This window comes from Agrobacterium sp. NPDC090273 (assembly GCF_044772305.1).
Taxonomy (GTDB): Bacteria; Pseudomonadota; Alphaproteobacteria; order Rhizobiales; family Rhizobiaceae; genus Agrobacterium.
This window is the reverse complement of sequence record NZ_JBIVYN010000001.1, coordinates 145,473-170,429: the sequence shown is the minus strand read 5'-3', so window position 1 is coordinate 170,429 and position 24,957 is coordinate 145,473. Positions and strand designations below refer to the sequence as shown.

Sequence of the window (24,957 nt, the reverse complement as noted above, 5' to 3'; positions counted from 1 at the left end):
GCTGGCTTGAGGATTTATCTTGCACGGCAAGGTTTAATTTCATCACTACACCCTCCAAGTGATCCGACTCGATAATACCGATATTAACGAACTAGCGATATGGATAATCGCACCAGAGTCTTAAATGTTCCCTAGGAGCTAGAGTGACAACTACAGCGACAGTCGACAATCCGGAAATAGTCATAGGACTCGTCGGCCCGATCGGTGTCGACCTCGACGCGGTCATGGCGTTTCTGACGGAAGCACTGGCGAAAGTCCAGTACGCCAGCGAGGTCATCCACATCACACAGGTAATGCGAGACGTATTGCCGCAGATTGTGATTGATGAATCCAGCTACGTGAACAGATATGCGTCGCTCATCAGTCAAGCGGACACGGTTCGACGCAGCGTAAACAATAACGCCGCACTCGCCTGTCTAGCAATTAGCGACATTCGACGCGTGAGAACCCGCCGCAACGGTAAGCACCAACCCGACCAGCCGGCTTTAGGTACAGCTTATATCATTCGGCAGCTCAAACGAGAGGAGGAGATCACCCTTCTCCGCGCAGTCTATGGTCGGAAGTTCGTCCAGGTCTCGATTTATTCCGATCCCGACGAACGTCGCCGCGAACTCATGAGGAAGATAAAGGGATTTGGTACCGCCATCATCGAAGACGAGGAGGCGGAGAAGGAAGCCATCGGCCTTATCGCCCGAGATCACAATGAGGTCGATGAGGTCTTCGGTCAACGCGTATCCGATGTCTTCCCTCTCGGGGACGTTTTCGTTCCTGGCCGGGGAGGACGGGAGGCGAAGGAAGTGGTAGAAAGATTCGTGAACGCGTTCTTCGGCCATAATGGCCTGTCACCAACAAAGGCCGAGTACGGAATGTATGCTGCCGCAGGCGCGTCCCTACGGTCGCTTGACCTATCACGGCAGATCGGAGCGGCGATCTTCTCGGAACGGGGAGAGGTCATCACGCTGGGTTGCAACGAAGTGCCGAAAGCATTTGGCGGAACCTACTGGTGCGACGATGTTGGCTCGCCCCACCGAGATTTCGAGGAAGGAGAGGATGGCAATCATAGCCGAAAGCTCCGGTTGCTTCATGACCTAGTCGACCGCATGGGCCAGCTCGAATATCTCTCCGACAAACTCGAGAAAGAGGGAGCCACCGCGAACCAGGTCAAAAAGATGATGACCGAGCGGCTCATCTCGGATTCGAGGATCATGGATATTATTGAGTTCGGCCGCATTATCCATGCTGAGATGTCTGCGATCACGGACGCCGCCCGCAAGGGAAAGGCTTTGGCGGACTCGATCATGTTCACGACTACCTTCCCCTGTCACATGTGCGCGAAGCACATCGTGTCCTCCGGTGTACGGCGAGTCGTCTTCCTAGAGCCCTATCCCAAGAGCCACGCGAAAGACCTCCACGAGGATTCGATAACCTTCTCACCATCCGAACAATATACGAAGGTTCTCTTCGAGCCGTTCATTGGCATCTCCCCTCGCCGCTACCGCGACATCTTTGAGAAGAGGAAGCGTAAGGGTTCCGACGGTAAGGCAATTCCATGGGCCGAGAAGAAACCGGTCCCCAGAATCGAAGATAGAAGTCCTTCCTATATCGCCAACGAAGAGCCGGCGATATCGCTTGTCGTGGAAAACATCCTCAACCTTTCGAAGGAGTCAGTCCAGGCTCCAACAGCGGTGAAGCCGTCCTCAAGAAGGACTCGCAACCCCAAGGATCCGCTGTCGACGAACTAGCGTTGAAATCGCGGAAGGCTCGTGGTTCGGAGCAGGCTTCACACCTCTCCATAATCCCGAGCGAATGAAAATAGATGAACTCCTTGAACGCTCCGTCCTCTTCGCAAGCCCGCCTAGTATCTGCTCATCAGAACATCCGGGATGAAAAACGAACTTCGTCCATAGGAGCCCTCCGGCGGCCCAAAAAGGCTCGCGTTCCAAGAATTGCTCATTTGTCTCTGCAGTTCATTTTCGTAGATAGCTTTTTGATCCGTCATCAGAAATGCAATAACGCCCCCCGCGCGGACCCGTGCAGTACGCGCCAGATCTGCAACTACACTCACCGCCCGCTGCCGGCGACATATTGGATTGGCTTCCGTTGCCCATCAGCCCTACTGCTCCACCCATGTAAGCCGTGCACGATCTTTTGCTGCCACTGACCGAGCCGTCGTTGCATATGAAGGTTTCGCCCTGACACCTCGCAATGCCGCCCTTGCCGCCGCTACAAGGAGTATTAGCGGCAAGAGCTGTTGTAGAAAAACCTGCAAGCGACAACAGAGTAAGAATGACGAAATTTCTCAAGCTCGATCTGGGCTGAGTGAGGTATCTACGGACATTATGCATCACGGCGCTCATTGAACTGTGGTCAGCATACCGTCTTTCGTTTGAATCCTGCCTTCAGACTTCAACAGATGGATGCGCTTGCTGATCACATCTCTCAGTTGGCTGCTCGTTGATTTGAATCCAAGTCCGCGCGCTATTGCATTCACCGCCTCATCCTCAGTCGCGCCAAAGCTCGTTTCAAGAACCGCGAGAAGCCCCTCATCAATTTCCATGGGCGGTATCATATCGATCCTGCGCAGGCTTGGTGAAGTCACCGAACTGCGGTCGCGCAGCTTCACGTCTACTCCCGGCCAGGTGAGGAAATCACCGGAGAGATAAACTTGCCCACTTTTCACCGCCATATCGATAGCGCGACCAACATGTGATCGGATCCGACTTCCTGCTTGCTGAAGGTTCCACGCTGAACGAATTCTCGTGATGACTTCATCGCGATGAACGGGCCCCTCAAGTTCAACCATGTTATTGACGAGACTTACGAGGATGCCCATCGGCGCTTCGTGAAGCTCGTATTTGAAGTTCGCCTTCAGCGAAGCTTCTTCGTACACAGGTGTGGAACTCTCGAAAGAGACAGGCTGAAGTCCGATTTCCGTGACTGTCGAACGCTCAATGGTAACTACCTCAACCGGAACCGCCCGGGCGTTAGCGTGGCCCTCGCTGCCGTGCGCAAGGACATCGGCTTTTGCTTTTTCGATAGCTTCGACAAGCCGCTCGAGTTCGGCTTTCGGGCGTTGGAACCAGTCAGCGCTCCAGATGCGATGGATCGTCCAGCCGTGATCCTCCAAAACGGCCTGTCTCAAACGATCCCGATCTCGCGCGGATCTTGAATCGTGGTAAGCTGCACCATCACATTCAATTCCAAGCAAATAGCGTCCAGGCACGGCTTCGTCAGCGACAGCAAGATCGATGAAAAACCCTGCGATACCGACTTGCGGATGAACTTGGTAACCGCGGTTTTGTAGGGCGGTCATGACCTGCTCTTCAAATACGCTGTCCATCTCCCGGTCAGTGCGCTGACTCATAGCGAGACGACCTGTGCGCGCGTAGTGCAGAAAAAGCTTGAAGGCGAAAACACCCTTCCCTCTAGCACGATCAAGATCGATGTCTTCATCCGTGATCGAAGAATACACTTCACATCTGCGCTTGGCTCGGCTGATCAAGACATTCAGCCGACGCTCGCCGCCGTCCGCACCCAGCGGACCAAATCGCATCCCCATATAGCCTTGCGCATTTTTTGCATAAGCGACGGAAATGATAATGACATCACGTTCATCACCCTGAACATTTTCAAGGTTCTTAATGAAGAAAGGCTCGTGAGGATGTGCGTGGAAGAACTCTTCTGTCTGAGGATTCAGGCGGCGGAGCAATTCCACCTGATCCTGAATTTCGCGCCGCTGTTTGATGGAAAACGCCGCCACACCTAGCGAAAGCTGTGGTGAATGCAGCGCATGGCGGATAACAGCTTCAGCCACCGCCTTCGCCTCGACCTTGTTCGCTCCATCTTCAAACACTCCGCCTGTTACCGGGTGGAACTTCAGACCCATGCCAGCTTCCTGGGTGTACGGGCTGGGTACGATGAACAACTTACTGTCGTAGAATTGCGAATTCGAAACAGCAATGAGCGACTGGTGCCGACTACGATAATGCCACCTGAGCATTTTTTCCGGCAGTCCTCGTGCAGAAAAGAGCCCGAGGATACTTTCGATGTCCGAAACGTTCGCGCCTTCCTGCTCGTCGTCATCGTCTGAGCCACTCGAAGTCATCTTCGAAAAGAACTTCGTCGGCGGTAGCTGGCGTTCATCGCCGACGACTACGACCTGTTTGGCGCGTGCGACTGCACCTAGAGCGTCGACAGGCTGAATCTGACTAGCCTCATCCATGACCAGCATATCGAATTCGAGAACGCCTGGCGGCAAAAACTGTGCGATCGAAAGTGGGCTCATCATGAACACAGGCTTCAGTGCCTGTATCGCCGGTGATGCCCGCTGCATGAGTTGGCGAATTGGCATGTGGTTGCGTCGGCGCGCCATTTCTCCACGCAAAATGCCCACTGGTCCAATACCACTAACCTGCGGGATTTTTCGATGATGCGCCCTAACGACTTCCAGTCTCGAAAGCCGCATTCGACTCCGGTCGAGATCTGCGAACTCGCTGACCAAGCGACCATGAACTTCGCCGTCGAATCTTGCCAGCTCGGGATCCCGAGAGTGCTGATGCCGAAGGATGGCTTCATAGAAAGCCATCTCGAAATGTGGGATTACCTCGGAAGTCAGAATGCGCCCATCTTGAAGGCGTTCAACGACCAATCCGACTCCAAGACGCGTAGCGTCGTGTGCACGACCGTTATAGGCGGCAAACTTTGATAGCTGCTCTTCGTTTTCAATCCAGCAATTCATACGATCACTCAGTGAAGCGAGAGACACTGAGGCAATTTCATCGGCATTGAAAAGAAACTGGCTGTCTGCTTGAAGAAATGACAGAATTTCCGAGATCTGCACCCCAAATGCGGTCGCCTCGTCCGAGGATTTCTTCGCCCTGGCAGCGACATCAATCCGGTCTAGCACACGGGCTGCGAGAACGCGGATATCGCGATTGCTTGCTACCCACTCGGTTATGGCAGAGAGGCTTTCCCATTTAGATTTATCAGCATTCCAGAGAGTGCCGAACGCCGCGGCTGCGGTTTCGCCTGCACCGTCGAGATACTTCTTACGCGCCTGCGCATCTGAAAGACGTTCCAGCCATTCAACTCGGTCACCGTTACATTCTGGCAGACTGCGAGCCAGTGGGACAAAAGCATCATCGGCAGCGGCTACTTCCTTCAGGACGGCAGCGACCTGGGCAAGCATAACGTCTTCTGGACCTGCCGCGTCGCGCAGAAGCGGTCCGGCTTGATCTCCCATATCAGCCCAGAGAGACAGGAGGAGACGGCGCATTTCCTCCAGCAACCCTCTAACCTGCTCGCATCGCGCCTTCAGCGCCCCCTTGTCGGTCAATCTGCTTGCAATGGTACGAGCCTCTGGCCCAAGTCCGCGCAAGCTTCTCATCCATAGGACGAGGTTTTCCAACGGTTGCGGGTCAGTTCGTTCACCTCTCCAATCCGCCCCGAATGCCCCCCTCCCAAGGCCATCTCCATCCTTTATTGCGAGACGAGCCTGTTTTCCTTTTTGCAGGAGGTCGAGCAAACGAACCGTTTCTTCTGGCGTAGACTCGGGCATGACTGTGCGAAGGATGGCTTTCGACTTTCTCCAATCGCCACTCAAGAATTTGAACATCTTCTGGCCATGGACGGCGACGGCTGTCCGGGCCTGCGTGAGGTCAATGTCCCAGGCCTGGTCAGCCAGTTTACCATCCAATTCAGATTTGATCCGCCTGTAAACAGTTACAGACTCGGCAAGGTCACTTGCCTGCTCCAATCCACGTTCCCAGATCGCGGCAACGAATGCATCCGGACTTGCGTCAGGTGCCTCTGCAACGCGCTCGCCGATGGCGACAAGCCGCCCTATCGATCCTATCGTTGAAGACGCATCAACCCCCAGCATCTGCTTCAAAGAGACAACCGCCTGAAGGAAACGGGGTAACAACGTGTCGATCTGCTGAATCACCTTGAAGCCGCTGTGAGGAAATTCGACAGGAAGCTGCTTGAACTGTCGCAGCATGGATTGCGGATCTACGCTCCAAGCGTCGTCAGTCAGATTTGCACGGATCTCGTTCGACAACGTGTAGAACTTTGAACCCTCTTGGACGATCCCAGTGATCTCACTTGCGGACGTTTCCCAAACAGGTGAAGCGAGTGCCTCAGATGAAATTTCATCCGGCGCGGTCGCAACACGGCGGGAAAGTTCATAAACACCAGAAAATTCAGCAATAGACGCAACGGGCTCGAGATGGAGAGCTTCTGTCACAGCGTTCATTGCTTCGCGGAGCAAGCCGACATCGTTTACTGCTTCGCGCAAACGTTTGATGAGACGCTCTAGGTCGAGAGGCGTGATTGCCTCAAGCCCAGTGCCGTACCAGGCATGCTGCGCGGGGAGCCCGATATCATCAATGCGCTGCGCCAGTTCAGTGAGCACTGAGACAATTCTGCCCTGAACCTCAGGCGACCAACTCGCAGACTCCGGCAGTTCGATCTCCGATGGAGGTATCCCCATTTGCCGAAGGCGAGACAGATGTCCTATGACTTGGTACGGCGTGAGCGCATAAGGCAGATATACGCGGTGCATCCGCTCAGGATGGGCGTTAAGGTCGTCGCGAGCTTCAAGAAGTCGTCTGTTCACCGCATCCGCGGTTTCTCCCTTGGGAGCACCCAGTTCCCAGACCTGTTGAAGTTCTCCAAGTACTGCACGCTTATTTGCCTTACTGGAGTGGAGTTCAAGGCAAGCATCGCCCACACCTGCTTGATCCAGGCGGCGTTTCACGACTTCGAGTGCTGCCATCTTTTCGGCTACGAAAAGGACGGTTTTGCCATCTGCTACCGCTGAAGCAATGATATTGGCGATAGTCTGCGACTTGCCTGTGCCGGGCGGCCCTTGGATAACAATGTCGCGCCCACGTCTAGCCTCGTGAATCGCAATGGTCTGCGAGCTGTCGGCATCGACGATATGCGTCATTTCCGACGGCTGGATATGGGCATCGATCTTATCATCTTCTGAAAGTAGATCCTCGTGCCGAGAGAACCCGTCCGAGACAAGGGACGTGATAAGAGGGCGATCAGTGAATTTTCCATCCGCGGGCCAAAGTGTAGGATCAAGGTCGCGATACATGAGGAATTTTGCGAAGGAAAAAAATCCGAGAACGATGTCGTCCTGCTGCACGGACCAGCCAGGCTTAACCGTAATCGCTGCAGCAACCTGCTTGACATACTCATCCAAGGAGAAGTCATCAGTTGCTTCGAACTCCGGCATGCGGATCTTGTGTACGCGATCGAGAAAAGCCTCCAGCGAAAGGTTCGATGCAAAATCTTCCGATCGGGCTCGCAGTTTGAAACGTTCTGCTGCGCTTGCCCGCTCCAAGAACACCGGAACGAGGATTAGGGGCGCATATCGAATGTTTTCGGCGTTGTTAGGATCGATCCATTTCAACGTTCCGAGGCCAAGGTACAGAATATTGACACCTTGTTCTTCCTCGAGAGTCCGAGCGTCAAAGTAGAGGTCGAGCAAACGCTTCTGTAGTGCATTGGGGGTCATCCGGGTTTGTAGCTTGGTGTCACTGTGACGGACCAGCTTGCCACTCTCATCCCGATCATCGTCGTCAGGGAGCGCGAGCTCAATCAGCTCCTCGCTCGGCTCGCCATCCTTTTGTTCACGCCCCTTTGCGCCCGCAAGGAACGTCATGGCCTTTCCATCTACTACAAGTATCTTGAATATCTCTGATGAGTGCTCATCTACGATGTCGACAGTCTTGGCGCTTTTGGAAAAGCGCGGAACGTTCAAGAGCCTGTTCCTTGCTGACAGATCAAGCAGTTCTGTCCTTGCCCGTTCAATTTTGGCTTCTACAGATAAGCTGCTGTTGAACACAGACTGCTCAACAACGTTCTCGTCGACAATACTATCAGACATGCACTACCCCATTCCCTTTGATGCGAATGATGCACAAACAAGCGTTGCGGTCCAGACTCGGGAAAGCAACTTCACCGTTTATTCTCAATATGCTTAAACATAAACGCGAGAGCTTGGGGCGGCAGGGATTCCAGCATTTGGGAGCGTTGGGGGAAACAATTGCCATTCTACATTAGAAAATCAGTGTCTGCTGGGCCGTTCCGTTTCAATTTGGCTGGAGAAGACGAATAAACCTCATGCGCGACGGCTGGTGGCGCTTTGATACCGTCAATGTTGCAGCGCTGTTTTCTGAAGCGCCTTCCCCCTCATTCTGGGTCGACGGGGGATATCACCTTTCAACCCCGCCATCGAGTTTTCGATAGGATGCAAATGCATCTGAGACGTAGTCAATAAACGCCCTCGTTTTGGCTGGAATCATCCTTCCAGGGGGCAAAACGATGTAGACTCCGAAATCCGACGGCCCCGCCCAGCCAGGCAAGATCTCTTCAAGGGTTCCAGAGTCCAAGTGCATCCCGATAAGCCAGTCTGGTGCGAGGATGATGCCAGCATCTTGTAGTGCGGCTTCGAGGACCAGTTCCGAATTATCCGTAACAAGAGGTCCTGTGGGGCGGACGGTCTCAGACAGACCACCTTTCCTGAGTGGCCAGTCTGGCCAGGATGCATGACTGACAAAGCCTAGACAAGCATGGGCTTTCAGATCGTCCGGATGCTGTGGTCGCCCCCTCTCGTTAAGATAATTTGGAGAAGCTGCGAGAACATTGCGGTAGCTTGCGACTTTCCGCGCCGTTAGCGAACTATCGCTCATCTTGCCCAACCTAATGGTAACATCATAGCCCTCCGCCACAACGTCGACGAAACGATCCGTGAAGCGTGCGTCTATTCGCAGATCAGGGTACATTTTCATGAATTGCGGTAAGAGCGTAGAAATGCGCCGACGGCCGAATGTATTCGGCAAAGAAATGCGTAGGAGGCCCTGTGGGCGCGCGGCAAGATCGGTGATTTCCCTCCCTGCACTCAGCAGTTCTCCTAGGATTGTCTCTATGCGGTGATAGTAGAGCTCTCCAGCCTCGGTTACCCCCACCCGCCTCGTCGTGCGTACAAAAAGCGGCGTTTGCAGTCTTTGCTCAAGGCTCTTGATACGTTTCGAGATTACCGACGCGTCTTTTTGCAAAGCCTTTGCAGCCGCCGCAAAGCTCATGGTTTGCACCACCGCGACGAAGGCTTGCAACTCCTCAATCTGAAAACCCTCGATATCAAATTGCTGCAAATTTTGCATCTGTCTACTGCCTTCAACCCAGATTATGCGACCTCGAAGCCAGTGTATGCTCCATTCATCGTTTCACAAGGAGCACACTATGAAAACTTTCCTGAGCATCGGCACTGGCCCTGGCATTGGTATCGAAACGGCTGCCCGTTTCGCATCTGAGGGCTTCCGCGTAGTTTTGGCTTCCCGCGACACAGGCAAAACGGATGAAATCGCTAAGGCAATCAGAGCAAAGGGTGGCGAAGTAGTCGTCAAACATGTCGATGCCTCAAAGCCAAGCGCAGTGGCGACGCTGGTCAAAAATGTTCAAAAAAACTTCGGCCAGATCGACGTACTTCACTATAACGCTGCAACCCTTCGGCACGCGACAATTGCTGACCAGCCACTCGGCACATTCGTCGATGACCTCGCCGTCAACATCGGTGGTGCACTGGCGGCGATCCAGACTGCCGGTCCCGCAATGCGCGAAAAGAAGGAGGGAACGATCCTGCTGACAGGCGGTGGCTTCGCCTTGTTCCCGCATCCAGAATATTTGTCGATCAGCATCGGCAAGGCAGGCATTCGGGCACTCGCTCAGGGTCTGTTCGAAGATTACAAGGCGCACGGCGTACACGTCGCAACCGTAACGGTGGCAGGCTTTGTTTCACCAGGAACGAGCCAAACTTCGGACATTGCAGAACACTTCTGGAAGCTGCACGCTCAATCAGTAGATGATTGGACTGTAGAGACAGTTTACGAGCCGTGACCCAGCCCATGGGGCGGCAGCGCTTTAACCCATCATTCTATCATACTTCGATACCGCCCCACTTGGGGCGGTTTTGCTATGTTCGCAGACTACTGCCTGTGCATGCGTGCACAGGCAGTACACAGATTTGCATAACCAATGAGAATTGCTTGAGCTGGTAGAACCGGACGATGGCTTCCTATGAATATACTTATCAGCCCACTCGTTTCGAGCAGTTTATTTGGAGGAGGCATAAAGCAGAGGTTGGCATGGCCCAACTACAAAAGAACTGGGAGAAGCATGTGATTGAAAACCCTACAAAAGCCGATTTTGAGCGAATAGCATCGTTATACGGTCTAAACCTGAGCGAGCGAGAGAAGGATACCTATCTCGCGTCAGCCGCGAAGAGTGTCCAGAGCTACAACCGCATTTTGCAAAAGTACGCTCCGCTCCGTGCAACCACTACCAGCAAAACGCTGGGGTACCGCCCCAGTGGAAAAGAGAACAGCTTTGGAGCATGGGCCTGGAAAGGTTCGATCAAGTCGGCAAATGAGGGACTGCTTTCTGGCAAGCGCATTGTTGTCAAAGACAACGTCGCAGTTGCCGGCATGCCAATGGAGAATGGTAGCAATCTGCTGAAAGGCTACTGCCCTAGCGCCAACGCCACGGTGATCGATCGCATTTTGGCAGCAGGCGGCGAGATCGTCGGTAAAGCTGTCAATGAAGACCTCTGCTTCTCGGGCGGGTCTCATACGTCAAAGCCTTCTCCAGTCCTCAACCCGCGCAATCCTAGACACATGTCGGGAGGCTCATCTAGCGGATGCGGAGCACTACTCGCCGCCGGAGAATGCGATATGGCGGTGGGAGGAGACCAAGGAGGCTCTATTCGGATACCAAGTGCTTGGTGCGGTGTGATAGGCTTAAAGCCAACCTGGGGCCTGGTTCCCTATACTGGTGCGTTTCCTATCGAACCAACGCTCGATCATCTTGGCCCAATGGCAAATACCGTCGAGGAGATCGCGCGATTGCTCACCGTCATGGCGGGTCCTGATGGGATAGATGCAAGACAACACTCTCTTGGAGCCGCTCTTCCAGATTACATGGCCGCCATTACCACATCAGCAGCAGGGCTGAAGGTTGGCGTACTTGAAGAGGGTTTTCGAGATTCCTCAGGGGATCCAGCGGTCTACCAATTAGTCAATCGGGCAATCGAGAAAATCAAAAGCTTAGGGTGCTCGGCACATCATGTTTCAATCCCGATGCACATGGACGGTATTGACGTTTGGGGAATGATTGCCACGGAAGGTGCATGGGGAGTCATGCTGGAACAAAATACGGTGGCTTTGGGTACCAATGGGACCCATGACATCGATCTCGTCAATACTTACGCGCGAGCCAAACAAGAAAACGCAGACGAGATGTCCCCGACCGTGAAGTCGGTCGCTTTGTTGGGAAAGTATCTTAGCGAGCGCCACAACACATCACTATACGCTTTCGCACAGAATCTCCGATTCAAATTGCTCAGAGCATATGACGATGTTTTCAAAGACGTGGATATCCTGGTCATGCCCACGATTACCAGGACCGCTTACCCCCATGACTTTGATGCTGATGAATCCTTCGTGCTGGATAACGCACTGACCATGATGCACAACACCGCGGTCTTCGATGTAACCGGACACCCTGCCCTTTCGATACCTTGCGGCACCATCGGCGATCTGCCCGTTGGCATGATGCTCGTGAGCAAGAAGTTTGAGGAGCATAAGCTTCTGACATTGGCACAAGCTTTCCAAAATGAACCAGATTGACCCGCTCTTAGGAGGAATGGACGTGACAAAGAATGAAGCGCTTGAGGCCGATCAGAAGCGCATTCAAGCTTGTTTGAATGCGGATGTTGACATGCTTGACGTAATGATGGCCGACGGCTGCCTTTACATCCATACCGCAGGAAACATCGACACCAAGACCGACTTCATTGCGAAAGTTAAGGATGGGCGCTTGCGCTATCTGGATATTCGGAACGCAGTCGAAAGTGTTGCTACGTGCGGTGACGCGGTCGCCATTGCAGGTGTCTTGGACATGATTGTATTGCGTGCGGGTGTTCAGGCGGATCTGCACATCCGTTATTGCTGCAACTGGGTGAAGACCGCTTCCGGGCCTAAAATGCTGACTTGGCAGGCGACAGCGTTACCGACCTAAGACAAGAGAGGTTGATCTAGCCAGACTTGGCGGCCCGTGATGCACTGTCGCACGCGGGCCGCCAACTTGTTGAGACACTACCACACGTCCATTTCAAACCGCCCGATCAAGACGCTTCCCGCCTCCTGTGCTCCCGTCAATCCTGAACGAACCCCGTTGCGGCGAGTGATAGATTGTTTGCAAACTCTGTGTGCACCAGACGCGCGTCACCTAGATCTCGAGATAAAAAAACCGCCGCGTACGATCTACGCGGCGGTTCGGACAGCCTCTTGGGAGGGATTATCGCATTGTCGGGATTACAAACTCCGCTCCGTCCTTCACGCCAGACGGCCAGCGAGAAGTTACGGTTTTAGTCTTTGTGTAAAAGCGGAACGCATCTGGTCCGTGCTGGTTGAGATCGCCGAAGCCGGAGGCCTTCCAGCCGCCGAAGGTGTAGTAAGCGATCGGAACAGGGATCGGAACGTTGACACCGACCATGCCGACCTGAACCCGCGATGCGAAATCGCGTGCAGCATCGCCGTCGCGGGTGAAGATCGCGACACCGTTGCCGTATTCGTGTTCATTGGGCAGGCGAAGCGCTTCGTCGTAGTTGTTTGTGCGAACTACGCTCAGCACCGGGCCAAAGATTTCCTCCTTGTAGATGCGCATGTCAGGCGTGACGTTATCGAACAGGCACCCACCCATGTAGTAGCCCTCTTCGTAGCCCTGCATCTTGAAGCCGCGGCCGTCGACAACCAGCTTTGCGCCTTCGTTGATGCCCAGGTCGACATAGCTTTTGATACGCTCGAGAGCCTGCTTCGTAACGACTGGACCGTAATCGGCCTTGAGGTCCGTAGACGGGCCGACCTTAAGACTCTCGACACGCGGAATAAGCTTCTCAAGCAGTCGGTCCGCAGTCTCCTGACCAACTGGTACAGCGACCGAAATGGCCATGCAGCGTTCGCCGGCAGAACCGTATCCAGCACCGATCAGTGCGTCGACCGTCTGGTCCATGTCAGCGTCTGGCATGATGATCATGTGGTTCTTCGCACCACCGAAGCACTGCGCACGCTTTCCATTGGCCGATGCACGGCTATAGATATACTGAGCGATCGGCGTAGAGCCCACGAAACCTACCGCCTTGATATCCGGATCGTCGAGGATCGAATCTACGGCTTCCTTGTCGCCGTTGACAACGTTGAAGATGCCCGCAGGCAAACCCGCCTCGATGAACAGTTCGGCGAGACGCATCGGAACGCCCGGGTCACGCTCGGAAGGCTTCAACACGAATGCGTTGCCGCAAACAATCGCCGGGCCTGCCTTCCAGAGTGGGATCATGGCAGGGAAGTTGAACGGTGTGATGCCAGCAACAACGCCCAGCGGCTGGCGCATGGAGTAAACATCGATTCCAGTACCAGCGTTGTCGGTGAATTCACCCTTGAGCATGTGAGCTGCGCCCAGGCAGACTTCGACAACTTCGAGGCCGCGCTGAATGTCGCCCTTTGCGTCAGGAATAGTCTTGCCGTGTTCGCGAGCGAGCAATTCGGCCAGGGAATCCATCTCAGCTTCAACGAGTTCGAGGAACTTACGCAGAATGCGAACGCGGCGCTGTGGATTGACCGCAGCCCAAGCGGGTTGCGCAGCCTTTGCGTTTTCAATAGCGGCACGAACCTCAACAGGGGTTGCTAACGCCACTGTGCCCTGGACAGTGCCGTCCATTGGCTGAAAAATCTCGGCTGTCCGCCCACTGGTTCCGGCGACGTTCTTTCCGCCGATAAAATGTCCGACTTCACGCATTTGGATCCTCCTGTTCGTGCGATGGCCGGGATAATGACTTCTCAAAAAACTTGATGCAAGCTCAGCAAATGCGTATCCGTTGTGCAAAAATTGAAGTAGGTGGAAAATGGACTGGGATGATGTGCGTGTTTTCATTGCCGTCGCGCGAGCCGGGCAAATCCTTGCGGCAGCAAAGCGCTTGGGGTTAAACCATGCGACTGTTAGTCGACGCGTGACCTCGCTCGAGGACGCATTGAAGACTAGGCTCTTTTTCAGACGCACGAATGGTTGTGAGTTAACTCCAGCGGGAGAAGAGTTCCTTCTCTCTGCGGAACGGATCGAGACGGAGATGAACTCTGCGCGATCCGCTCTGGGCGGCGAAGATGTAACAGTCGCCGGAACTGTTAGGGTCGGAGCGCCAGATGGTTTCGGAGTGAGCTTCCTGGCTCCCGCGCTCTCTCGACTTGTGCTCCGGCACCCTGACCTCAGAGTTCAACTCGTTCCGGTTCCGCGCTATTTTTCATTGTCCAGGCGTGACGCTGATATTGCGATCACCGTGGAGCCACCAAGTCAGGGAAGACTCGTGGCCAAAAAATTGGTCGACTACAGCCTCTCACTTTTTGCAAGTGAATCATACTTGAATGGCAACCCTGCCCCAGGCGATGTGTCCGAGTTGTCTGGCCATAGACTAATAGGGTACGTCGAGGACCTCGTCGTCACTCCGTCACTCCACTATGCGCCGGAAGTATCGCGTGATTGGAATGCTGGCTTTGAGATTTCGAGCGCATTGGGTCAGGTCGAGGCCGTTCGAGCTGGCGGAGGCATTGGCATTCTTCACAGCTTCATCGCACGGGAATGGGATGACTTGATACCAGTCCTCCCTTCAGTCCGGGTAACGCGGTCGTACTGGCTGTCCTATCACGAATCCGTCCGTAGTCTGAGCCGGGTGCGCGTCGTGGCAGACTTCATCTCGCAAGCCGTCCATGAGGCATCTGCACGCTTCGCGTGAGCGGGACAAAATGGGCGCGGAAACTTGCACGTGAATATTAAAACGAGGAAAGCCGCACAATCTTCATTGTGCGGCTTCACTTTAGGTATGGCGTTTCCCTAGGAGCGGGCTGTCATCGCGCGATGGCTCATTCTTGTTAGTGCAGAAAATCGCCAGCTTGTTCCCATCGGGATCACGGAGGTAGCCGACATAGAAGTGATTGCCGTATTCCTCCCGAAACCCTGGAGCCCCCTCATCCCTACCTCCACCAGCAATGCCCTCAGCGTGAAGCGTGTTTACTTCACGATGTGTTTGAGCTCTGAACGCGGTCATTGAGCCGTTTCCAACCGTTGCAGGCTTTCCATCGAATGGGGGCATCACATAGAACGCACCGGGGCCATTGTGTTGGTCGGGCACATCTGGGAGTGAATAGATTAGCCTGCCCTTCCATATCTCTAGTTCGTATCCCAGTTGGGGAAGAAACGAAGAATAGAAGATTTCGGCTCTCGGAATATCGTTAGAGCCCACCATGACATAACTCAGCATATGCTTCTTCCTGTCTTTGAGGTTGCTGCGGTCGATCGATTTTCAGGCTGCGTCGACATCAACGAAGTTCGGCCACGTAGAGCGCATGTACTCGATGAACGGTGGGCTAAGACCTTCGCCTTCGAGAAATTGCTTCGTAACCGGAAGCGTTGGTGAAACGTATTCAGGATTGTCTCGCACTCGATGCGGGAAGTCGGCATGGAGGATCGCCGCTCGTCCAATCACGACGAAGTCGCAACCTTCGTCGACAAGTTCTCCAGCCCGCTTTGCACTCATGATCTTTCCGGCTGAACCAACTTTCACCCCGTTTCGAGAAAGTTCCGTGAAGAGGCTCAGAGTCGTCCTGTCTCTTCCTGTCAAATCGGTCATCCGCTGCTTCGAATCCCAAAGAGCCAAGTCGAGATAGTCAATCGCCTGCCTCCGGAACGTTTCTGCGGCCACGTCTCGAAGCTCCTCCGGATCAAGACCGAAACGCTCAACAGACAGCCGTAAACCGACCTGAAAACTCGGACCAGTTAACTTCCGGATGCCGTCAATAATCTCAAAGATGATCCTCGAGCGATTTTCCAAAGATCCGCCGTAGCGGTCGCTCCTTCTGTTCAGAGCGGGAGACAGGAATTGTGATAGGGCAAATCCGAACGCTCCATGGAGAACAACTCCGTCGAAACCAGCCTGTTCGGCACGAACGGCAGCCATGATGTAGCTATCTCGAAGCTCTTCGACGCGCTCGATTGACATCGCCCGCGCGCCAGATACGGGATCATCGGAGGCCGCCGCAGGTATGCCACCCAGCGCTGGGTCGACCCGATGTCCTCCGTGGTGGATCTGGACTGCTGACAATGAGCCACCGCGCCTGATCCCCTCAGCCATTCGCTTCAAACCAGCCAGATGGCGATCGTCGTGAATTCCCAGTTGTCCGAGAAAGGTTTTGCCCCCGGCTTCCACAGTAGTGGCGCAAGTCTGCGTCAGTGCGTAACCACCGCGCGCAGCACGTGTAACCCAGTCGACATCATAATCGGTCGCCAATCCGTCGGGTTCGCTTTGCCTATTTGTAAGGGGTCCCAACATGAATCGATTTTTCATCGGCGCGCCGTGCAGCAGTGGCACAGGCTCAAACAAATCAGACACGGACACAGTACGTTACCTCGTTCTTTGGTACGGAACCGCCTTCCAATGGCGGGCTATCCTTAACTTAATCGAGGAAATACATCTGACAACAGATATTGTCAAATATTGCATTTCAGGCTTGCCCAACCTATATGCGTGCCTGTCAGACCATCCTTTTGCACGCGTATTCGATGTGGTAGGGATGCCGTGGAACGAGAAGGTTGTTCGATGACTGTCACCAAGGTGAAACGACAATATCGAGGAGATAGCGCTGAAGCGCGACGGCTCGAGAGAAGGACGAAGCTTCTCGACGCAGCAAAACGGCTGTTTGGTCAGCGCGGATTTCACTCGACCACCGTCAAAGCCATCTGTGAGGAAGCAGGACTAACTGAAAGGTATTTTTACGAGAGCTTTCCAGGAAACGAGGCTCTCTTCATAGCCATGCACAAGCGGACGAGTGACAGGATCATTTCGACGCTGTCCGAGGCGCTGGACGGATCAAGGAACCCGCTACGAGCTGTCATAGAAGCTTATTTCCAAGACATCATGAATGATCCTGTCTCGGCAAAGCTGTTCGCCGTGGACGCTGGTTTCATCAGCCGATCTGCAAGTGAAGTCTGTGCCTCATGGAGAACATCGTTTGGGCAGATCCTGGTTCGAGCCACGGGTGGAAGTCTGTCTGATACGTCACCAATCCTTCGGAGCGGCATTGTTAGGGCGCTATTAGGTCTTGGCGTGGACTGGATGGACGGTGGCTTCGCTGACCCGCGCGACGAAATTGTAGAAGCTGGTCTTCGCATCGCGCAAATACTGGAACAACAACGATCCAGTATTTGAAACTGCGTTTGGGGCGCTCGAAAGCGCCCCTTCATTTCAAGCAGCCTTGGATCGACCCAAGAAAACCCAGCGTCCTTCTGCGTCAACCAGCTTGAAGCCGAGGCTGTTAATGTAGCCGAGCGTAATGCCAAGAAGGAGCGTCGGGACGATAAAGTACCATTTGTCCAGACCGATCAAAAAGGTGCTCGCGATCGCTCCGAACATCATCGGAATACTGCTGCAAAGTCCCTTCGGAGTAACAATCAAGTGGAACGCGCATAGAACAGACGTGACGACGAAAATTACGATTCCGGTCGTTGCTGCGGACGGCACTCCATGAGATGAAACATAGCCAATCCCATAGATGAATATTGCTGCCCACACGACTCCGATGATGGCACTGCTGCAGTAATTGAAGAATTCCTCCTTCTTGGCACCACCATTCAAAAAAATCGGAAGCGCAATGAAAGTGACGGGTAGCAGCCCCGCCGCGCCTAAAGGTGTCATTGCGTAGAGAAAAGAGTAAAGTCCAGTCGTCGCACCGATCCATAGACCGACGTTGATTCCGAAGCGTATGTTCATACGATTTCCCCTTTGTTTATAGCTGAACCGCCTGGCGGCCAGTTAGTTCTCCCAATCCAAAAGCCATGCGGAGCAACAACGACTGCCACTTCGCAGGTTTGGTTCTGCAGTTTGTTAGACACGGATCCTCTACCGTGAGACCAAGCGATGCCCTCCCGTATCGACTACATCAATTTTTCAGGAACGATGGAGAGGTCCTCCATCATCAAAATCACTCCAAATGCCCAGCCCGAGCCTTATTGGCTTCGGCTAAATCTCCGACTTTGGAGAGGCCTTTAATCGTACAAATCCCGCACCTGCCGTGACTGCGAGAAAAGCAGTCAACCCGGAAAACGCGAGCATTGTTGGCATATGAGCCGCAACGTTCTCCCAGTGCGGTGTCACCACCTCGGCACTATTGAATACCTCGCCCGAGTATTCGCAGCCTATGAACGCGACACCACGAAGTGTGGCTTCCCTATCAATCCTTGATATCAAATCGCCAGCTTGGTTTGATACATCTGGCATCGTGCGCATATGCATGAGCAGTTCTTTGGCAGCCGATAGGTATGCGTGGGAGCATTCATTGAAAGGGCTCCCCTCGTCCGTGTTGGATCCAGGCATGATCCCCCACATACAGTACGTTCTTTGAATGCCCTCGAAATTCAAAAGTGACCTAAACTTCGAGTCTGTCTTCTCCACTGTTCTCGCGACGGCGAGAATGGAAGTTCGAAACTCTGCCACAACGCCCATCTCACCGTGCGATAGACTTCCGATCTCCACGCCCGATGTATTTCCAGGCTTATAGCTGCCGTGAGCCCACCCCACCCCTGCTGACACATTCAATGTCAGCAAGAGGATCAGGATCCGGTACAGATGCATAGTGCAGTCTCCCTCGAACCTTTTGCGCGCACATCACCGATTGTAGACGGATGCGGGGACGCTTTGTTGGACCAAGATTCTCTCTGCGAGCCACCCGAACAAACCACCAATCGTCAGCCATACGATAAAATGGATCGCGAGCGACACGGCACGGAAGCCCCAGAGCAAGGATGTGGAGAAGTTCTCCGGCACCTCGTTCACTGAAGGCAGCAGTGAAAGCGCGATCGTAACGAAGGCAGCATAAAAGAGCCCCGAAACGACAATGGCTCTAAATCCGCCGAACCTCGCATAAAGGCTCCGCGCCGCCAGGATAGCCAGGACCATGCCAAAGACTGATGCCACAATCATCACAAAGAACAATTCCGTTCGAGCGCCGATAGTCTCCGCGCTCCCGACAGCAGGCGGATTTGCTGGATACTTCAGCATTGGAACGGTGACCAGCGAGATGAATGCAGCCAGCGCGAGCACCCCGGACGTTGCCCTTGGACCCAAAGACCCCAGCCGCCCGTGAGCGAATGCGAAAGCGAGTGCGAAAATCCCACCAACTGCCGTGCTGAACGCGACAATCCCGGTGAAGAGACCGAGCCCGGCTTGTGTGGCCCGGCTGATAACTTCGGGTTCGGCAACCAAGCCGGCCGCCTCGCTTTGTTGTTCTTCAAAAGCAATTGCCTGATCGACCAAAGGCTCGCCGAAATACCTAGCGAACCCGAAGGCAAGAATGCCAGCGATCAGGCCAACGATCATACCTCTGAGAAGGAGTTGTCCGGCCATGATCGAGACCCTCAGTGGCAGGGGAAGGCGAGCAGGTGCCGCCCATCGTGCACGAACTCATGAACCTGATTTAGGTTCAGCATCGAGGCAACGCCCTCCTCTGCGCCGACGAAGTAGATGGCGAGCAAGAGCATCAGACCGCCAAAAATCGCCCACGGCGCAACTTTTGCGACCGGGATCGGCTCATAGACGGTTTCAGTGGTCGGAAAATTGAATGGATAGGCAGGCATGTTGTTCTCCTCATTGAAGGGTTTATTCGATTATTATTCGTGGTGCGGCGACCTATTGGTCGCCGCTTTCTTCGAGGTTGGCGATTTAAAACACCTCATCACGAACGTGATCGCGGTACTCGTGTTCGCGTTCATGCAGCGCATCGTGCTCGAAGAGCTTCGCAGGCTCCAGGCATGCTTCGAGTGCATCAAGCCAGCGGTGGTAGTATTCATCTACCCCGTTCTGCCCCTGCTCCTTGATCGCCTTTGCAAGTTCCGCACGGAACTTGTCCCAAGGGAAATAACCCGCCTGGCACATGCTGACTGCCATACCAAAGGCACGGCTTTGCCATGGCGCATCAAACACGAGTTCGCCGTTGCTACGCGGCACTGCGATCTCGCCTGTCATCGAGCTGATGTTTTTGTCGACGCGCGCCCCGGCTGTATCGGTCGCGCATTCCACCGCCGCCGCGCTCATCACGCCGCAGCCTTGGAAACCGGCGCGAGGACCGTCACGCCAACCATGGAATCGCGTGTGACGAGCTTCGCCAGTTCATCCTCCGACAGGCCTTCACTGCCTGCAGGACGCTTCGGAAGGACGAAATACCGCACTTCCACGTTGCTATCGAGAACCTTGACATCGACTTCGTCACCGATGGTCGTGCCAAACTCTGCCAGAACCTTTCGGGGCTCACGCACGACACGCGAACGATACGGCGTATCCTTGTACCAGCGCGGCGGAAGCCCCAGGACTGGCCATGGATAACAAGAGCAAAGAGTGCATACGATGACGTGGTGCTGCTTGTCGGTGTTTTCCACTGCGCGGAGGTTTTCACCTTCCATACCGCTGAAACCCAGTTCGCGAACCGCTTCGGTAGCGTTGGCGAGAAGACGCTGCTTGTATTCCGGGTCTACCCATGCCTTCGCGACAGCTTTAGCACCGTTCATCGGACCGATGTCGTTGGTGTACATATCGATGATTTCATCGATGATCGGCCCCTGCAGGACTCCTTTTTCCCGGAGAAGGGATTCCAACGCGCGAGCGCGGACCTCACCTTCCGAGAGATCGTGCGTGTGATGACCATCACCATGATCGTGAGAGTGAACGTTCATAGTCTAATCCTTTTCAAGCAGCAGTTTTGAGATCGGTAGCAGGGTCCATGTAGCTCTCGAAAAGATCGAGAACGACAGAAGAATTCGGCTCGGCCTGCTCACCCCAGAGTTCCTTGCCGTCGAACACGACAGTGTAGGAAGGCTCTGGGTTTTCACCCTTCCGATGTGCGATTGTGTCGGGCATCGGGTAGGTACCGGCATAAGAGACGATCGTGCCTGTCTTGCCCCAAACAAACCGTGGCAGGCGTGTGTGGCCCGGGACCGCCTTCAAACGGGCCGTCACCTTGTCGCCGACCTTGTAGTTCTGGATGCCATCCGGGCGACGGGCTTGCAGCCCGACGTAGGCGATACCCTTTGCACCTTGCCGCAGTTTCTCGAGGACCTCCGGATCCACCGCTGTCGGCGGCTCGGGTAAAGTCCCTGCCAGCACCATTTTCTGACGCTCTTCCAGTTCAGCACGCGTGACGTGACCGTCCCGGATAACGAGCTCTTCCATAGATTCGAGCCAGTGAACGTAGTACATCGTGTTCAGATAGCGGTCGGCTGGCATAAGTTCGATTTCGTGTCGAAACTCATCGAGGGCCCAGGTTCCCTGGATAGCCGCCACGAAGAGCATACTGAAAACCATGCCCTCCCAACGCTCGTGAAATACCTCGTCATCGACGGGGTTAATTGGGCCGAGGTTGTGAAACCCGCCGCAGTCATGAATCCCAATCATTATTGTTCCCTTTCTTCCTCTTGCTTTTTCTCATTCCTGATGTTGTCGGCTTCTACGCCCCCAGCAATTCGTGCTGATCAAGGTCATGGGGGTCGACGACACCGACGATCCTTCCTTTTTGAATTCTGAGAATGCGGTCTGACAGAGATGTCAAAAACTCGAGATTCTGCTCGACGATCACGATAGACAGCTCGCCAGCAGCTTTTTTCGCCAAGAGCGTATCGATGATCTCATCGATGATCGACGGTTGGATACCCTCAGTGGGCTCGTCCAGAAGCACCAACTTCGGCTGCGTACACAGGCATCTCGCCAAGGCGAGAAGCTGTTGTTCTCCGCCAGAGAGCGCTCCGCCGGGACGGTCGAGTAGACGCTTCAGCCTTGGGAAGTCGCTCAAAGCTTTGTCGATGATGCCGTGGTCTTCCTTCGGAAGCGCTGCAGTTCCCATCCGGAGATTTTCGAGAACCGTGAGGGCTGGAAATATTTCTCGTCCCTGTGGAACGAGGCCCATTCCAGCGCGCGAACGGTCATGCGTTTTTTTATGCGTTACCTCAGCACCGAGAAATTTGACGCTGCCGCTCGTTGATGGAATCCGGCCCATCAACGCCTTCATCAACGTGGTCTTTCCCATTCCGTTGTGACCAAGAATTCCGAGGAATTCGGACTCTCCCATCGAGAAACTAATGCCATCGAGAATGGGGACTCGACCATAGCCGGCACGAAGGTCGCGAACATCGAGGACGCTGCTCATACGACTGTCCTCCCAAGGTAAACGTCACGGACACGCTGATCTGCGACGACTTTTGCGAACTCGTCCTCCACCAACACCTTCCCCTGGTGAAACACGGTCACCTTCTTTGCGATCATCTTGATGAACTGCATGTCGTGCTCAACCACGACAACAGCGCGCGTTCGATTCATGTCGAGAATGATCTCAGCCGTACGGATTGTTTCTTCATCGGTCATACCGGCAGCGGGTTCATCAAGGAGAACGAGATCAGGGTTCGTCGCTAAGACCGTCCCGATCTCCACCCATTGACGCTGGCCATGTGACAATGTCCCGACGACGCGTGATGAATAAGCACCGAGCCTGATGAGCTCGAGCTGCTCTTCTACCTTCTCCTGCAACTGTCGTCCCGAGAAGCGACGGCGAGCAGCAAGCCAGACGTTTTCCCTGACCGTGAGACCTTCGAATACAGAAGGCACCTGATTTTTAATCCCAACTCCAAGGCGGGCGATCTCGTGGGAACTGTGACCCGCGACCGACCGCCCCTTGAGTTCAATTGAGCCTTGCGTTGGAGTGAGTTGACCAGTGAGCATCTTGAAGAAAGTGCTTTTGCCAGCACCATTCGGCCCGATGATGCAACGCAGCTCCCTGTCGCCTAGGACAAAATCTACGTTGTCGTTAGCTACGACACCTCCGAAACGCATCGTAAGGTTTGAGGCAGTAAGAATAGCTGTCGCGCTCATGCGTGCCTCCCATTGGTGACAACGGTCTCGGTAGGTTTCGCTTTTTTGAGACGAAATATTCTCGCAAGGAGGCGCTCGATCGTGGGAGCGATACCCTGGGGGAGCAGCCGCACGAAGCCTACGAGAACGATACCCAAAGCCAGGTAAGAGTTCAGCGTCTGCTGCGTACCAACCCATGCGACCAACTGCTGTATGAAGATACAGCCAATGACAGGACCAACGAGAGTTCCGAGACCACCCACGACTACCCAGATGATTGTCTGCGCAGACAGCGATAGCGCAAAGACTGCAGGGCTAACGAACGCACCCCAGTTCACAAACAAGCAACCTGCGAAGCCAGATATGGCACCACCGAGTACAAACATGCCCAGTTTGATCAGCCGAGGATCGTAGCCTAGGAGTGCGGCGCGCGTTTCATTTTCGCGGACACCTACGGCAATACGGCCGAATGTGCTTGCAAGGATCAGCTTGAGGACGAGATAAATGGCAATCACACAACCGCCCGTGAACCACCACGATTGCTCAGGAGACAAAACGTAAGACGGATCACCGATTGCGTTGAACGTTGGAACAGACGGAATACCGTTGAAGCCGCCGATACGGGCTGTTCCGATCTTGTATTCGTCACCCGACGTTGAGTTAACAACGTTGAAGAGGATGAGGCTTACTGTCAGCGTTATCACGCCAAGATAAACGTCGCTTACCCGTCCGTAGAACATGAAGTACCCTAGGAGTGCAGCAAAGATCGAAGGGAGTAAAATGGCGACAGGAATAGCCAGTGTGGAGTCACCAAAGTTGATTACTCCTATGGCGTAAGCGTACGCACCAAGCCCGAAGAACGCGGTCTGACCAAAGGAAAGGATGCCACCAAAGCCCCATATGAACGCCAGAGCCAAGGCAAGGACCGACATTGACGCATAGAGCGTGAATTGCATCAGCGTGAACAGATCGACCAGATACGGCATCAACGCGGTGATTACACATACAGCGATAAGTGCAGCAATTTTGGTTGCTTTAGTAATGAGCGCCATTACAGCCTCCCCTTGAAGAAGCGGCCAGTAATGCCTTGTGGCAGCAACCTAATCAGGATGATCGCACAGACGAAGAGAATTACCTCGCCGTAGACGGGCGTTGTGAAAAACGTTGCAAGCTGGTTGATCGTGCCGAAAATGCCCGACGCTGTCGCAGTACCAACCAGAATGGCAGAGCCACCGCTGACCACCGTGATGAATGATTTGGCGATGAAAGCCATGCCCATAACGGGAGTGATACCGGACACAGGAGCAATTATCCCTCCGGCGAGTCCGCTGACGGCCGCACCGACGGCAAAGGTTGTCATGTAAACAGTACTAGGATTCACACCGAGGGTCTGGGCCATTGCTGGATTTTGCATCACGGCGCGCGCGACCATACCTGCTCGCGTGAACCGTAACACACCATATGTCGCGGCTAGGAGAGCCAGCGCAACGCCAATAGTGAAGATCGTGTACCAGCTTGCTGAATAGAGCCCAATTCGGAAGCTGCCGAGCGGTGTCGGCACACCCTGCATCGTGTTACCGAAAAACGTCGTTACCAAGCCTATGAGCAGCAGGCTGAGCCCCCAGGTGGCGAGCATTGAATCCACAAGACGGCCGTAAAGATGACGGATAAGCACCCGTTCGACCACGATCCCAACCGCACCCGTAACAAGGGGAGCGACCACCAGGATTGAAATCCAAATGTTTACGCCAGCGTTGGCGGAGATGACCGTCGCGTAAGCGCCGATCATTACGAATTCGCCATGTGCAAGGTTGATGACACGCATCATGCCAAACAGGATTGCGAGCCCAAGACATAGGATGAATAAACCGGATGCCCTATTCAGGACATCCAGCAGGATAATGAGATATAGATCCATCGCACTTTCATTCGATTAATTCCAGGAACAGTGATGGCGCGGG

The 24,957-nt window shown here is 54.2% G+C and carries 22 protein-coding genes; 6 read left to right on the top strand and 16 right to left on the bottom strand.

Going from position 1 to position 24,957, the window contains the following annotated elements; translation table 11 throughout:
• Window positions 1-143 precede the first annotated feature (143 nt).
• Entirely contained in the window at window positions 144-1,742 is a 1,599-nt protein-coding gene (locus tag ACIQT8_RS00855; protein ID WP_400962411.1) for an anti-phage dCTP deaminase, read from the top strand.
• A gap of 611 nt (window positions 1,743-2,353) precedes the next feature.
• Here ACIQT8_RS00855 and ACIQT8_RS00850 read toward each other — a convergent pair.
• Both ACIQT8_RS00850 and ACIQT8_RS00845 read right to left on the bottom strand, forming a co-directional pair.
• Entirely contained in the window at window positions 2,354-7,897 is a 5,544-nt protein-coding gene (locus tag ACIQT8_RS00850; RefSeq protein WP_400962408.1) for a DUF3320 domain-containing protein, read from the bottom strand.
• A gap of 328 nt (window positions 7,898-8,225) precedes the next feature.
• A complete protein-coding gene (locus ACIQT8_RS00845) occupies window positions 8,226-9,173 on the bottom strand; it encodes a LysR family transcriptional regulator (protein ID WP_400962405.1) in 948 nt (315 codons plus the stop codon).
• A gap of 79 nt (window positions 9,174-9,252) precedes the next feature.
• On the opposite strand from ACIQT8_RS00845, the gene ACIQT8_RS00840 reads away from it, so the two are divergent.
• The 3 genes from ACIQT8_RS00840 (at window position 9,253) to ACIQT8_RS00830 (ending at window position 12,084) form a co-directional block, all read left to right on the top strand.
• Complete coding sequence (locus tag ACIQT8_RS00840) at window positions 9,253-9,906, top strand: SDR family NAD(P)-dependent oxidoreductase (protein ID WP_400962402.1); 654 nt, start codon at window positions 9,253-9,255, stop codon at window positions 9,904-9,906.
• A gap of 170 nt (window positions 9,907-10,076) precedes the next feature.
• Entirely contained in the window at window positions 10,077-11,693 is a 1,617-nt protein-coding gene (locus ACIQT8_RS00835) for an amidase (protein ID WP_400962399.1), read from the top strand.
• Between the two features lie 22 nt (window positions 11,694-11,715).
• Window positions 11,716-12,084 carry a nuclear transport factor 2 family protein gene (locus tag ACIQT8_RS00830; protein WP_400962396.1) on the top strand — a complete coding sequence of 123 codons (369 nt, stop codon included), beginning with the start codon at window positions 11,716-11,718 and terminating at the stop codon, window positions 12,082-12,084.
• Between the two features lie 279 nt (window positions 12,085-12,363).
• On the opposite strand, the gene ACIQT8_RS00825 is transcribed toward ACIQT8_RS00830, so the two are convergent.
• Complete coding sequence (locus tag ACIQT8_RS00825) at window positions 12,364-13,860, bottom strand: CoA-acylating methylmalonate-semialdehyde dehydrogenase (protein WP_400962394.1); 1,497 nt, start codon at window positions 13,858-13,860, stop codon at window positions 12,364-12,366.
• A gap of 106 nt (window positions 13,861-13,966) precedes the next feature.
• On the opposite strand from ACIQT8_RS00825, the gene ACIQT8_RS00820 reads away from it, so the two are divergent.
• Window positions 13,967-14,848 (top strand): LysR family transcriptional regulator, encoded by an 882-nt coding sequence (locus ACIQT8_RS00820; RefSeq protein ID WP_400962391.1) that lies wholly within the window; start codon window positions 13,967-13,969, stop codon window positions 14,846-14,848.
• 81 nt (window positions 14,849-14,929) lie between these two features.
• Here ACIQT8_RS00820 and ACIQT8_RS00815 read toward each other — a convergent pair whose 3' ends face one another.
• Both ACIQT8_RS00815 and ACIQT8_RS00810 read right to left on the bottom strand, forming a co-directional pair.
• Window positions 14,930-15,373, bottom strand: coding sequence for a VOC family protein (locus ACIQT8_RS00815; protein WP_400962388.1), 444 nt, complete (start codon window positions 15,371-15,373; stop codon window positions 14,930-14,932).
• A 42-nt stretch (window positions 15,374-15,415) separates the two neighbouring features.
• On the bottom strand, window positions 15,416-16,507 hold the full coding sequence (locus tag ACIQT8_RS00810) for an NADH:flavin oxidoreductase (protein WP_400962385.1): 1,092 nt from the start codon (window positions 16,505-16,507) through the stop codon (window positions 15,416-15,418).
• A gap of 201 nt (window positions 16,508-16,708) precedes the next feature.
• On the opposite strand from ACIQT8_RS00810, the gene ACIQT8_RS00805 reads away from it, so the two are divergent.
• Window positions 16,709-17,317 carry a TetR/AcrR family transcriptional regulator gene (locus ACIQT8_RS00805; protein WP_400962382.1) on the top strand — a complete coding sequence of 203 codons (609 nt, stop codon included), beginning with the start codon at window positions 16,709-16,711 and terminating at the stop codon, window positions 17,315-17,317.
• Between the two features lie 36 nt (window positions 17,318-17,353).
• Here the strand turns inward: ACIQT8_RS00805 and ACIQT8_RS00800 are convergent, their stop codons facing one another.
• The 11 genes from ACIQT8_RS00800 to ACIQT8_RS00750 all read right to left on the bottom strand — a co-directional run bounded on the left by ACIQT8_RS00800 (window position 17,354) and on the right by ACIQT8_RS00750 (window position 24,914).
• Window positions 17,354-17,878 carry a DUF1097 domain-containing protein gene (locus tag ACIQT8_RS00800; protein ID WP_400962379.1) on the bottom strand — a complete coding sequence of 175 codons (525 nt, stop codon included), beginning with the start codon at window positions 17,876-17,878 and terminating at the stop codon, window positions 17,354-17,356.
• Between the two features lie 249 nt (window positions 17,879-18,127).
• On the bottom strand, window positions 18,128-18,739 hold the full coding sequence (locus ACIQT8_RS00795; protein ID WP_400962376.1) for a hypothetical protein: 612 nt from the start codon (window positions 18,737-18,739) through the stop codon (window positions 18,128-18,130).
• A gap of 33 nt (window positions 18,740-18,772) precedes the next feature.
• Window positions 18,773-19,510 (bottom strand): CbtA family protein, encoded by a 738-nt coding sequence (locus tag ACIQT8_RS00790; protein WP_400962373.1) that lies wholly within the window; start codon window positions 19,508-19,510, stop codon window positions 18,773-18,775.
• An 11-nt stretch (window positions 19,511-19,521) separates the two neighbouring features.
• The gene (locus ACIQT8_RS00785) at window positions 19,522-19,740 is read right to left on the bottom strand and encodes a CbtB-domain containing protein (protein WP_400962370.1); all 219 of its coding nucleotides are present in this window, start codon (window positions 19,738-19,740) and stop codon (window positions 19,522-19,524) included.
• 85 nt (window positions 19,741-19,825) lie between these two features.
• Window positions 19,826-20,197 (bottom strand): nitrile hydratase accessory protein, encoded by a 372-nt coding sequence (locus ACIQT8_RS00780; protein ID WP_400962367.1) that lies wholly within the window; start codon window positions 20,195-20,197, stop codon window positions 19,826-19,828.
• On the bottom strand, window positions 20,197-20,832 hold the full coding sequence (gene nthA, locus ACIQT8_RS00775; RefSeq protein ID WP_400962364.1) for a nitrile hydratase subunit alpha: 636 nt from the start codon (window positions 20,830-20,832) through the stop codon (window positions 20,197-20,199). Before nthA ends, ACIQT8_RS00780 begins: the two co-directional genes overlap by 1 nt.
• 13 nt (window positions 20,833-20,845) lie before the next feature.
• Window positions 20,846-21,550 carry a nitrile hydratase subunit beta gene (gene nthB, locus ACIQT8_RS00770; protein WP_400962361.1) on the bottom strand — a complete coding sequence of 235 codons (705 nt, stop codon included), beginning with the start codon at window positions 21,548-21,550 and terminating at the stop codon, window positions 20,846-20,848.
• Between the two features lie 52 nt (window positions 21,551-21,602).
• Window positions 21,603-22,298 (bottom strand): ABC transporter ATP-binding protein, encoded by a 696-nt coding sequence (locus tag ACIQT8_RS00765; RefSeq protein ID WP_400962358.1) that lies wholly within the window; start codon window positions 22,296-22,298, stop codon window positions 21,603-21,605.
• The gene (locus tag ACIQT8_RS00760) at window positions 22,295-23,017 is read right to left on the bottom strand and encodes an ATP-binding cassette domain-containing protein (RefSeq protein WP_400962355.1); all 723 of its coding nucleotides are present in this window, start codon (window positions 23,015-23,017) and stop codon (window positions 22,295-22,297) included. The genes ACIQT8_RS00765 and ACIQT8_RS00760 overlap by 4 nt, the downstream gene beginning before the upstream one ends.
• A complete protein-coding gene (locus ACIQT8_RS00755) occupies window positions 23,014-24,048 on the bottom strand; it encodes a branched-chain amino acid ABC transporter permease (protein WP_400962352.1) in 1,035 nt (344 codons plus the stop codon). Before ACIQT8_RS00755 ends, ACIQT8_RS00760 begins: the two co-directional genes overlap by 4 nt.
• Window positions 24,048-24,914, bottom strand: a complete 867-nt coding sequence (locus ACIQT8_RS00750; RefSeq protein ID WP_400962349.1) for a branched-chain amino acid ABC transporter permease — start codon at window positions 24,912-24,914, stop codon at window positions 24,048-24,050. Before ACIQT8_RS00750 ends, ACIQT8_RS00755 begins: the two co-directional genes overlap by 1 nt.
• Between the last annotated feature and the right edge of the window lie 43 nt (window positions 24,915-24,957).

What these genes read in the sequence shown, in the direction of transcription:
- ACIQT8_RS00850 (WP_400962408.1), bottom strand. Translation starts at nt 7,897, where the DNA reads ATGTCTGATAGTATTGTCGACGAGAACGTTGTTGAGCAGTCTGTGTTC.
- ACIQT8_RS00845 (WP_400962405.1), bottom strand. Translation starts at nt 9,173, where the DNA reads ATGCAAAATTTGCAGCAATTTGATATCGAGGGTTTTCAGATTGAGGAG.
- ACIQT8_RS00840 (WP_400962402.1), top strand. Translation starts at nt 9,253, where the DNA reads ATGAAAACTTTCCTGAGCATCGGCACTGGCCCTGGCATTGGTATCGAA.
- ACIQT8_RS00835 (WP_400962399.1), top strand. Translation starts at nt 10,077, where the DNA reads ATGGCTTCCTATGAATATACTTATCAGCCCACTCGTTTCGAGCAGTTT.
- ACIQT8_RS00825 (WP_400962394.1), bottom strand. Translation starts at nt 13,860, where the DNA reads ATGCGTGAAGTCGGACATTTTATCGGCGGAAAGAACGTCGCCGGAACC.
- ACIQT8_RS00820 (WP_400962391.1), top strand. Translation starts at nt 13,967, where the DNA reads ATGGACTGGGATGATGTGCGTGTTTTCATTGCCGTCGCGCGAGCCGGG.
- ACIQT8_RS00815 (WP_400962388.1), bottom strand. Translation starts at nt 15,373, where the DNA reads ATGCTGAGTTATGTCATGGTGGGCTCTAACGATATTCCGAGAGCCGAA.
- ACIQT8_RS00805 (WP_400962382.1), top strand. Translation starts at nt 16,709, where the DNA reads ATGACTGTCACCAAGGTGAAACGACAATATCGAGGAGATAGCGCTGAA.
- ACIQT8_RS00800 (WP_400962379.1), bottom strand. Translation starts at nt 17,878, where the DNA reads ATGAACATACGCTTCGGAATCAACGTCGGTCTATGGATCGGTGCGACG.
- ACIQT8_RS00795 (WP_400962376.1), bottom strand. Translation starts at nt 18,739, where the DNA reads ATGCATCTGTACCGGATCCTGATCCTCTTGCTGACATTGAATGTGTCA.
- ACIQT8_RS00790 (WP_400962373.1), bottom strand. Translation starts at nt 19,510, where the DNA reads ATGGCCGGACAACTCCTTCTCAGAGGTATGATCGTTGGCCTGATCGCT.
- ACIQT8_RS00785 (WP_400962370.1), bottom strand. Translation starts at nt 19,740, where the DNA reads ATGCCTGCCTATCCATTCAATTTTCCGACCACTGAAACCGTCTATGAG.
- ACIQT8_RS00780 (WP_400962367.1), bottom strand. Translation starts at nt 20,197, where the DNA reads ATGAGCGCGGCGGCGGTGGAATGCGCGACCGATACAGCCGGGGCGCGC.
- nthA (WP_400962364.1), bottom strand. Translation starts at nt 20,832, where the DNA reads ATGAACGTTCACTCTCACGATCATGGTGATGGTCATCACACGCACGAT.
- nthB (WP_400962361.1), bottom strand. Translation starts at nt 21,550, where the DNA reads ATGATTGGGATTCATGACTGCGGCGGGTTTCACAACCTCGGCCCAATT.
- ACIQT8_RS00765 (WP_400962358.1), bottom strand. Translation starts at nt 22,298, where the DNA reads ATGAGCAGCGTCCTCGATGTTCGCGACCTTCGTGCCGGCTATGGTCGA.
- ACIQT8_RS00760 (WP_400962355.1), bottom strand. Translation starts at nt 23,017, where the DNA reads ATGAGCGCGACAGCTATTCTTACTGCCTCAAACCTTACGATGCGTTTC.
- ACIQT8_RS00755 (WP_400962352.1), bottom strand. Translation starts at nt 24,048, where the DNA reads ATGGCGCTCATTACTAAAGCAACCAAAATTGCTGCACTTATCGCTGTA.
- ACIQT8_RS00750 (WP_400962349.1), bottom strand. Translation starts at nt 24,914, where the DNA reads ATGGATCTATATCTCATTATCCTGCTGGATGTCCTGAATAGGGCATCC.